Source organism: Chromatiales bacterium 21-64-14 (assembly GCA_002255365.1).
In the GTDB taxonomy this organism is placed as follows: domain Bacteria; phylum Pseudomonadota; class Gammaproteobacteria; order 21-64-14; family 21-64-14; genus 21-64-14.
On sequence record NCBI01000068.1, the window covers coordinates 1 to 8,904 of the forward strand.

The 8,904-nt window shown below is 63.5% G+C and carries 7 protein-coding genes and 2 pseudogenes; 4 read left to right on the top strand and 5 right to left on the bottom strand.

The annotated features are described in order from the left end of the window. Positions 1–14 precede the first annotated feature (14 nt). Positions 15–1,106, top strand: a complete 1,092-nt coding sequence (locus B7Z66_15340; GenBank protein ID OYV74769.1) for a hypothetical protein — start codon at positions 15–17, stop codon at positions 1,104–1,106. 105 nt (positions 1,107–1,211) lie between these two features. Continuing rightward, positions 1,212–1,408, top strand: a pseudogene (locus B7Z66_15345) (hypothetical protein). 495 nt (positions 1,409–1,903) lie between these two features. Here B7Z66_15345 and B7Z66_15350 read toward each other — a convergent pair. Then, positions 1,904–2,182 (bottom strand): annotated as a pseudogene (locus tag B7Z66_15350) (hypothetical protein). Positions 2,183–2,795: 613 nt separating this feature from the next. Here B7Z66_15350 and B7Z66_15355 point away from each other — a divergent pair. Then, positions 2,796–3,044, top strand: coding sequence for a hypothetical protein (locus B7Z66_15355; GenBank protein ID OYV74763.1), 249 nt, complete (start codon positions 2,796–2,798; stop codon positions 3,042–3,044). Then, entirely contained in the window at positions 3,037–3,438 is a 402-nt protein-coding gene (locus B7Z66_15360) for a VapC toxin family PIN domain ribonuclease (GenBank protein OYV74764.1), read from the top strand. The genes B7Z66_15355 and B7Z66_15360 overlap by 8 nt, the downstream gene beginning before the upstream one ends. 138 nt (positions 3,439–3,576) lie before the next feature. Here the strand turns inward: B7Z66_15360 and B7Z66_15365 are convergent, their stop codons facing one another. The 4 genes from B7Z66_15365 to B7Z66_15380 form a co-directional block, all read right to left on the bottom strand. Further along, the gene (locus B7Z66_15365) at positions 3,577–4,482 is read right to left on the bottom strand and encodes a hypothetical protein (GenBank protein OYV74765.1); all 906 of its coding nucleotides are present in this window, start codon (positions 4,480–4,482) and stop codon (positions 3,577–3,579) included. A gap of 526 nt (positions 4,483–5,008) precedes the next feature. Beyond that, a complete protein-coding gene (locus B7Z66_15370) occupies positions 5,009–5,908 on the bottom strand; it encodes a hypothetical protein (protein ID OYV74766.1) in 900 nt (299 codons plus the stop codon). Positions 5,909–5,963: 55 nt separating this feature from the next. Continuing rightward, entirely contained in the window at positions 5,964–6,212 is a 249-nt protein-coding gene (locus B7Z66_15375; GenBank protein OYV74767.1) for a hypothetical protein, read from the bottom strand. A 325-nt stretch (positions 6,213–6,537) separates the two neighbouring features. Then, a complete protein-coding gene (locus B7Z66_15380) occupies positions 6,538–8,229 on the bottom strand; it encodes a hypothetical protein (GenBank protein ID OYV74768.1) in 1,692 nt (563 codons plus the stop codon). Between the last annotated feature and the right edge of the window lie 675 nt (positions 8,230–8,904).

Here is an 8,904-nt window from a genome sequence, read left to right on the forward strand (position 1 = left end):
CCGCACAGCGTGGGGTGCAGGGCCTTGGACGCGAGGCTGTACGGGCGTGCGCTGACCTGCTCGATCCAAATAGCCTCACTCTGGGTTTTGCGCGTCGCTTTGCCGCCTACAAGCGCCCCAACCTCCTGCTCAAGGATCAGGAACGGTTGGTGCGCCTGCTGGTGTGTCGTGACCGACCCGTGCAGCTCGTGATTGCGGGCAAGGCGCACCCACAAGACACGGAGGGAAAGGCCATGATTCGTGAGTGGTCTGCGTTCGTGAACCGCGCTGACGTCCAGGGGCGCGTGATTTTCCTTGCCGACTATGACTTGGCGTTAGCAGAGGAGCTGGTGCAGGGTATAGACCTATGGATTAATACGCCGCGCCGTCCGTGGGAGGCGAGCGGTACCAGTGGCATGAAGGTGCTGGTGAACGGGGGCTTGAATCTGTCAGAGTTGGATGGCTGGTGGGCGGAGGCGTATGCTCCGGCCGTGGGTTGGGCGCTGGGGGATGGATGTGAGCATGGCGCCGATCCGGCCTGGGACTGGGAGGAATGCCAAGCATTGTACCGGCTGTTAGAGGAAGAGGTCGTCCCGACATTTTACGAGCGCGATACACAGGGTATTCCGGGCGGTTGGGTGGCACGCATGCGTGAGAGCATGGCGCTGCTGACCCCGCAGTTTTCCACCAATCGAATGCTGAGGGAATATACGGAACGCTACTATTTGCCGTTGGCTAGGCGTTTCCGAGAACGGGCGGAGGACGGCGGCGCCTTGGGTAAGGCGTTGGTGCAGTGGCGTGAGATGCTCGTTCGACATTGGTCGGCGCTGCGGTTCGGAAATCTTACAGTGGATACTTCCGAAGGCGAGCACCGTTTCTCGGTCCAGGTGTATCTGGACGATCTGGATCCTGACACGGTGCGTGTTGAACTCTACGCTGACGGTGATCCGCCGGTGCGTCGACGAATGGAGCGTGGCGCTACCCTGACAGGTGGATCCAATGCCTATGTCTATACCGGGGCGGTAACTGCCGAGCACGCGGCGTCTGACTACACGCCGCGCATCGTTCCGTATCATTCAGATGCCGTGCTGCCCTTGGAGGCGTCTCGGATCCTTTGGTTGCGTTGATGTATCCTTAACAGGAATGTCACTTAGGACCCGCGAAACAATAAAGTCACACGAAGTAGCGTAACTGTACCACTACTGCTGACGATATGCCTGTAGACGAGGCTGTGTCCGTTCCACGATGACAAGGAGCCGTCGCTGGTTATCAGCCCGGACAGTGGCACTGCCTGAGGGCCTGCCAGAGCGGCGGCACGGTGATCGATTGGGTGATGAAAGCAGAAGGGGTGAGCTTCCGTCATACCGTTGAGCTGTCGCGCAACGATCTGCCTTTAGCTGCCACGACCACCACACCGGTTAAGACATCCGGTTCCTCAGCGGAATCTGTGGGGTGCGCCGGGAGACCGGCAAGGAGTAGAGGGTGCAAGTCCATCGGTGGCGCGTGGACCGGGTCCGGAGGTTTTTTCGGAAAACGCCCGTTGGCGGTAAAGATGAGAAATAAGGTCTAAGCCGGTGCCCGATCGAACCGCCCCGGTTGGCATAACGGCTGGCGCGGGCAGACGCATACCGCGGCGGCGCAATTCCCGCCCGACACGAACATAGGGTGCGCGCTTGGTGTGTTGCGGCCGGTGATCCGATGCGGACCGTGACCCACGCGGCGCACGGGTGCGGTACGGCGGCAGGTCTTGCGTAAGTCCAGGGGCAAGTGCGGCGAACACTTGACATCCTCCCCGCCCTTGGCCTGCGGCCACCGCTTGCGCGGGAAGGGCGGAGGTTCCTACGGCGCTCAGGAGCGGCATTGAGCCGCCCCGGAGTCGCTTCGGCGGGTTCCTGCTGCTGGCGACCCTACTGCATCGCTCACTCAGGCGGTTTGAGGAAAGCGTGATGGAGCGGGCGTGCAAACGCTCGTCCGGATCACCGCCGGATTCGGGGAGCCGTCCACCTGGCCGGTCCACGCGGCGGTGGGCATGGCGGCCCTCAACCGTATCACCCGAATCCGCCCACTCCCCCTGTACCCATTCGAGGTAAGCGAGTCGCGGGCAGTATTCGTACTCGTTGACCATTCGGGCCGGCAACAGCGGCATGTCCCCGGAAAGGTCCGGGAACGGCATGGGGAGTTCCCCCTGGCGCGGTTCGTCCATCGGCGCTCTCTGTTGGCGAGATGGCTTCCATATCCCTTCCCGGTAATCGACAAGCCCGCGCAGGCCTTAAGACCCGATTGCGGGGAACCGACGGCCACACGGAAACGGCCTCGGGGCACAAGACCCGGCGCCCCGCCACCACCGCAATTCCAGCCTCGTGGCCGTCGGGCCGGACCAGCGATCTCGCCCCCTCGATGCGGCACGGTCGCGAATGCGTGTAGAGCGCGAGCAAATGCGCGGTTGGCCTACCCGATTTTCTGCCTGGAGTCTGCCGCCTGCTATTAGCTCTCCAACAGGCGGGAATGGAATGGCACAACGCCTCGGCATCGCGAACGATCGGGCTGCCTGCGATCGTAGCCCGTTTCGGGCCGCTACCCAACACGAACGGGCGCCGCCCGTCGGTAACCCGAAGCCTGATCGCCGATTCGCGAAGTCGGCAGCGATATGCCACCGCCATTTCCGGACCAGCCGGCAACGGATGCAGGGGTACGCCAAAGCAAGGCAGCGAGCAGAATACCCAGTAACTACATAACGTTTTCTCGACGCCCCTCACCCCACCCGCTTGCGGCCAGTTTTATTTGCTACATTGTGCTACATATGCTACATTCGCGGCATGGAAAAGATCATCAATCAACGAGAGTTGCGCAATGCCTCCGCAAAGGTGTTACGCGACGTGCAGGCGGGCGAGACCATCATCGTCACCCGCAACGGCGTCCCCATTGCCGAACTGCGGCCGATCCAGCCGCGCCGGTATGTGCCACGGGCGACCATCGCCGAGGCCGCCGCACGGGCACCCCGGATCGACGCCGAACGCTTTCGCGCCGATCTGGACGCAGTGATCGATCCATCCGTCGATGGCTGAGTCGACCCGCGGCCTGCTGGATACGTCGGTGGTAATCGACCACGACGTGCTCGACTCATCCCTGCTTCCGGACGAATCCGCCATCTCCGCCGTGACGCTCGCCGAGCTCGCGGCCGGGCCGCACGCCACGCGCGATGCGGATGAACGCGCCCGACGCCAGGATCGCCTGCAATGGGCCGCGGCGACCTGGGATCCCCTACCCTTCGACGCCGATGCCGCGCGCATGTACGGCCGCGCCTTCGCCGCCGTGCGCGCGGCGGGCCAAGCGCCCCGCACCCGCCTTGCGGACCTCCTCATCGCCTCGACCGCAGCGGCCAACGGCTTGCCGCTCTATACCCGCAACCCGTCCGACTTCGCTGCCCTCGGAAATCTCGTCCGGGTCATTAGCCTCTAGCCCGAACTATTCGTGAATCTGCCGGTTGGATGGTGTTCGGGCCCACGAAGATACAGCTGCGGGACGTCAGGTCCGGGGGTGTTTCGGACTTGGGTACTTTGGTTTTCTGTGCTGCGGTCATGCCGTGCCATGATAGAGTCATTGCTCAGGATGCAAGTCGCTGGCTTTTCGTGAGCCGGCGTCGGCGATAGGGCGGGGGCCATTGGCGGCAGACACCTCCGGCACGCCGAAGAGTCTGGCTAGTGCCGTCGCCGCGTTCGCTTGAATCTGCGGTTCACGAATCCCGGGGGTGGCCCATCCGTGGTTGGAGACGGCGATAATCAACCCGGGTGGGTGTGGGGAGAGAAATGCCCAAGCGGCTGGCCAGATGAGGAGTTGTTCGTAGCAGACGAGCACGGCGACGCGGCGGCCGGCGATGGTGGTCGGTCCGAATCGCGACCAGTCGGCGCGATAGGAACGGCGGCCCGCCGGAATCCATGAACCCAGCGGGATGGGCTGGCGCGCCGAGGTGACGACCCGATGCGCGCCGAATCCGATGAGGGCGTCGAGCAACCCGCCGTGAGGGTCTGCGAGTGTGGCGCCGAGCAGGACAGTATCACCGCGCGCTCGTGCGAGGGCGGCGGTTGTTCTCCAGAACACGGAGGACCAGCGGGTCCAGGGCCCAGCGGCATCTTCCGGGAAAAGGAGGGTGGACCCGGAGGGTGTGCTGTGCAGGGTGTGTCGGACGAGAGTCCGCAGCGCCAGGTTGCGGTTCAGCCAGGAAGAGAGGTCGGTGGGACTGCGGCCAAGCCGGGTGGAGATCGCATGGATTTGGGCTGGCGGGCGGGGCCGCGCTGGGGCGTAGACATGGGCTACGAGCGACAGCAGGGCCAACAACGGAACGGCCGGGAGAAGCAGGCGCCGCGGCCCGGTTGCGAGCGCCGTAAGCCCGGTGGCGGTCAATAGAATGCCTGCGAGTCCGAATCCAGGGAATGCCGGGGCGGCGGCGAACAAAGGGGACGCCATGCCGATGGCGCCCAATGGCGGCAGGGCCGTGAGCGCCATCGCGGCGGCATATCGTCGGGAGGCGGCGGGCCGGCGAGGGGTTGCCCCGGCGCAGCCGACCCCTGACGGGGGGCAAACCCCTGCGGGGCGGCAGTCTGCCTCGGTGCAGCCGGTTGCGCCGGTGCAATCGGCCCCGCTGGTGCAACCGGGTGCCCCACGGCGGGCGGCCCACAGCCAGGGGAGAGACAGGAGCAGGGGGGGCGTCAGGGCTATCGCAGTGGCGGTTGCGGGATGGAGTGCGGGCCAGTAGGCGCGCAGCGTCCAGGCGGCGGGCGCGATGGCCGCGGTGTAGTAGGCGAAGATCGAGAGGATCTGCGGCTGGAACCACCACGGTCGCACGATGGAGTCGCCGCGGCGAGCGGGGTCATACGGGAAATCCGCGGCGAACCGCCATAGGAACGGAAGCGCCCAGAGAGCCCAGAATCGGTCGGGTGGACGCCAGGCGAGTGCTCCTATGGCCGCACCGCAGCTACCCCAGAAAATCAACCAAAAACCATAGATAGACGCGCGAGGACGCCGCACGGCGCTAGGAGTTGGGGGGGCTGGGGAGTTGGCCGGCGACCGGTTTGGAATTCGCGGCGGCGGGGTTGGCGTAACCGAGCGCGCCTTTGGCGTCGAGGTAAAGCCAGCGGTCGGGGTGGGTGGATAGCAGTCCCTTGTTCTCGCTCAAGTGCAGCCAGCGGCGCCGTTCCGGCTCCTGGATGGCGAAGTGCTCGGCGGTTTTCGGGGTCATCGGATGCAGCGAGAACACCCAGCTCGAGCGTTCGGCGAGCAGCGCGAGGCCGCGCGGCAACGGGGATACGGCTTGGTGGGTCAATAGGAACGCAGTCCCGGTCTTGTCGGCGACGTGATGCAGGACATTGACGAGGGCGGCCATGGCCACCGGGTCGTGCTCATCGAAGTCGTGCCATATCGGATCGAGCAGGGTGAGCCTGGCGCCGTCGGCGGCCCGGCGTAGCCAAGTCTCCCCGGGGCCCATGACCCATTCGTCATGCTTGGGTCCGGGAACGATCAAGGGTTGGGGTACGCGCAGGGCGACAACGCGAAGGTGGCTTGCCAGATTCCTCGGGTCCCAGCCGGCCGGGGCCGGGAGCTTGGCGCTGGCATACTGTTGACGCAACCAATGGGCAAAGAGGAAGATGCTCCGGTGGACGCGTTGCGGGGTTTCGTAGGCGCTGGCGAGGAGTACGGAGCCGATTTGTTTCGGGGCGGGGATAGCGGCGTGGGTGGGTCCGGCGGCGACCGGCAGTCCCCCGGCGACCGCTGCCGCGATCGACAGGGCGAGCCAGGACCGGCCGTAGGCGGCGAAATTCAGGAAGAGGCCGATCTCGCCGGCGGCCAAGCCGCCAATCACCAGATCGACGGCTTGTGGCGGAGTGACGCAGCTCTCGCGCCAGTCGATGGGGGTGTCGTCGCTTCTGCGCATGACAGGTCCTCGGATCGCTTTCGCCACATTGGGCGAAAGCGATTATCGGTGCGATCTATAGGGGAAGAGTCTCCAGGGTGTTCCTTGGTCTTCCCCGCGGTTTTTTGCCCTCGAACCGTTGGTCCACCCACGCGTCGATATAGGCGCGTTTCCAGTAGAGGCGTTTCCCGAGTTTTACGGGCGGTGCGATTTCATTTTTTCGGATCCACGCATAGAGCGTGGATTTCGGGACATCCAGTAGTTCTGCCACGGTCGTGAGCGACAGCAGGATCTGCTCGGAATGTGTGGTTGCAGCCCGTTGCATACCGTTAGGGTACGTGGGTTGGTGGTAATGCAAATGCGGAATATCGGGCCGAAGAGGGTGATATTCGGGGAAGTTGTAGACGACGCGACGCGGCGCGGCTGAGGTGTTAGGACTCGTTGGCGCCCAATGCGGACGGTGACCATTTTCTTGGTGTGACAGTTGTGTGACAAATTTTAGTTTGGGCAGAAAGGTCGTTTCTGTGACACTGTGGTGACATTGAGATGTGTGACTAACCAAAAACAATGGGAACTACCGGAACGAAAAAGCGCCGCAGAACAGCTACATGCATACATAGGATATTGTAAATAAAGGGCTTTTTACCGGCTCATAACCCGAAGGTCGCAGGTTCGAATCCTGCCCCCGCTACCAACGTTAGATACTCTTGATTCTTAAGTAGTTTTTTACCTGAGATTCGGAGTAGGGTGTCGAGGTCGGTACCGACCTCCGCCTCCAGCCATCCTCCCGTCTGTGGTATCAGGCGGATCGGGTTGGGCAGCAACTCCTCCAGCAGCGCCCGCGCCCGGGGTAGATCGCGGGCCAGCGTGGCCACCAGATCCGAGACCAGTTCCCGAAACCGCTGCGCCGCCAGCGGCAGCACCTTGGGAAGGTCCGGGACTTCTGCCTCAGCGGTATCCAGCTCGTTTCCGATACGTTCCTTCTCCTGCTCGGCCGCGCGCAGTTCGTCCCTGAGTGCGGGGCTGATCCCCAACTCCCGAATTGCTCCGGTGAGATTGGCGATCTCCTTCTCGAGTGACTTGAGCCGCCTTCTGACGGCGATGGTATCCGGCCCGCTGTTCTTTTGCGCCTTCACGATCAGACGAGCGGTTTCGCGTTCGAAGAGGCGCAGCCGCTCCTGGGTGAGCAGCTGCTCTCGAAGGCCTTGCAGCAGGAGCTTGTCGGCGAGGGCTCGTGAGACCTTCAGGTGATTCGTGCAGGCGTGACTGCCGCGCTCCTTGTGCGTCGCGCAGCCGTAACGGTAGCGATCCACCACGGTATACTTGCCGCCACAGACACTGCATTGGAGTAGCCCGGATAGTAGGTACCGGGGATATCGACCGCCGGATTTTCGGGCCCTGGTGATGCCCGCTTTGACCGCCACCCCGCGCCTGTCCCCGCGGTGGAGTCTGGCCTGCACGCGTCTCCAGAGATCGTCGTCGATGATCCGCAACGCCGGCTGTTCCACCGTGATCCACTCGCACTGATCTCGCTCCACACGCTTCCGACGGCCAGTGTCCGGATTGCGGACCCACTTCGAGCGGTTCCAGACCATCAGCCCGCGGTAGAGTACGTTGTTCAGTATACCGACGCCGGTACGTCGGTCGCCGTAGATCGCGGAGCGAGCCCATTTTCCGCCTCGGGGTGCAGGGATCCCTTTGGTGTTGAGCCGATCCGCAATCGCGAACGGGCTCTGTCCCTCCGAGAACCACTGGAAGATGTGCCGCACAACCGCGGCTTCTTCGGGGACGATGACCTTACGGCACTCCTGCACCTGCGGGCGCCCGTGCGGATCTTTCCGGACCGGATCCTCGATTGTGATGCTGCCATAACCGTATGACCGGCCGCCGCACGATGCGCCTTTTTCGGCCTGTCCGGTGAGGCCGCGATGGGTGCGATAGGCGATCTTCTTTCGCTCGCTCTCGTTGATCGCGCCGTGGATCGCCAGCAGAAGCTCAAACCCCTCGCGGCGGGTGTCGATTCCATCGCTCACGCCGATGATGTTGACCCCGATGTAGCGCAGCCGGTTGACCGCCCGCCATTGCTCTTCCTGATCGCGCCACAGCCGCGACACCTCGTCCACGACGATGAGGTCATATTCGTCGCGCTTCCCGGCGGCGAGCAGCTCCTGATAGCCTGGGCGATCCGACTTCGAACCGCTGATGCCCTCGTCGAAATCGCGCCGGACGACGTGCCAGTCGACCCGGGTCGATATGAATCTCATGCAATTGCGGAATTGATCGTGGATGCTCGCGTCGCGCTGCATGTCCGTGGAGTACCGTGCGTACAAAGCGATTCTCATGATCGGTTCCCTCTTTCCGGGCGGCTGCGGCCCGCTGCGGGCGCCCCGGCCCCGTCGGGTTGTGCAGGCGTGAACAAGTCACGACGGCCGGGGCCGGCCTCTACCGGCCGATCTCCAGCCTTTGAGTGCTGAGCCAGCAGGTCACGGACCGCGCATTCGGCCAGCAACTTTACCAGGTCGTCGAGTATCGCGTCCGGTAGACGGCCCGAAGAGCCGGCGCAGGTTGGCAACGGCGACGTCGTGCGTGCCATCATACGCGATGCGGCGGTGTCTGTGAGTCCGGTGGCCGGACTCGAACGGGTGTTGGACTTCGTTTTCAAGGGAACCTCCCGGTACAGGAGGCCCTGGGTCGGTGAGTTTCTGGTGTCCTTGGATCATCTTTTCGTGTGCCCTTGCGCGACCGAGTGGGCCAGATTGAAGAAGTATTGATGAAAAAAAGTTGAAGCATTGCCGTTAGTCGAGGTGGGCCTGGGTGAGCATGCTTGCGGCCCGTTGTCTCAGTAATCGTCATCCCGGAACTCGCGAGTTCCAATCGGGATCGGTCCGTTGCGGGAAATGCGACGTTGAAGCTTGTCACCGAAGATTGGTTCTGGGGTGCGCTCCCAGATCAACCGCGATGACATCTTCACCCGTTCGATAACGATCCTACGAATGCACTCGTCTCCCATCCGGTCA

Coding starts and splice junctions, on each gene's coding strand:
- B7Z66_15380 (OYV74768.1), bottom strand. CDS start 8,229: ATGAGAATCGCTTTGTACGCACGGTACTCCACGGACATGCAGCGCGAC.
- B7Z66_15375 (OYV74767.1), bottom strand. CDS start 6,212: ATGCAACGGGCTGCAACCACACATTCCGAGCAGATCCTGCTGTCGCTC.
- B7Z66_15360 (OYV74764.1), top strand. CDS start 3,037: ATGGCTGAGTCGACCCGCGGCCTGCTGGATACGTCGGTGGTAATCGAC.
- B7Z66_15355 (OYV74763.1), top strand. CDS start 2,796: ATGGAAAAGATCATCAATCAACGAGAGTTGCGCAATGCCTCCGCAAAG.
- B7Z66_15365 (OYV74765.1), bottom strand. CDS start 4,482: ATGGCGCTCACGGCCCTGCCGCCATTGGGCGCCATCGGCATGGCGTCC.
- B7Z66_15370 (OYV74766.1), bottom strand. CDS start 5,908: ATGCGCAGAAGCGACGACACCCCCATCGACTGGCGCGAGAGCTGCGTC.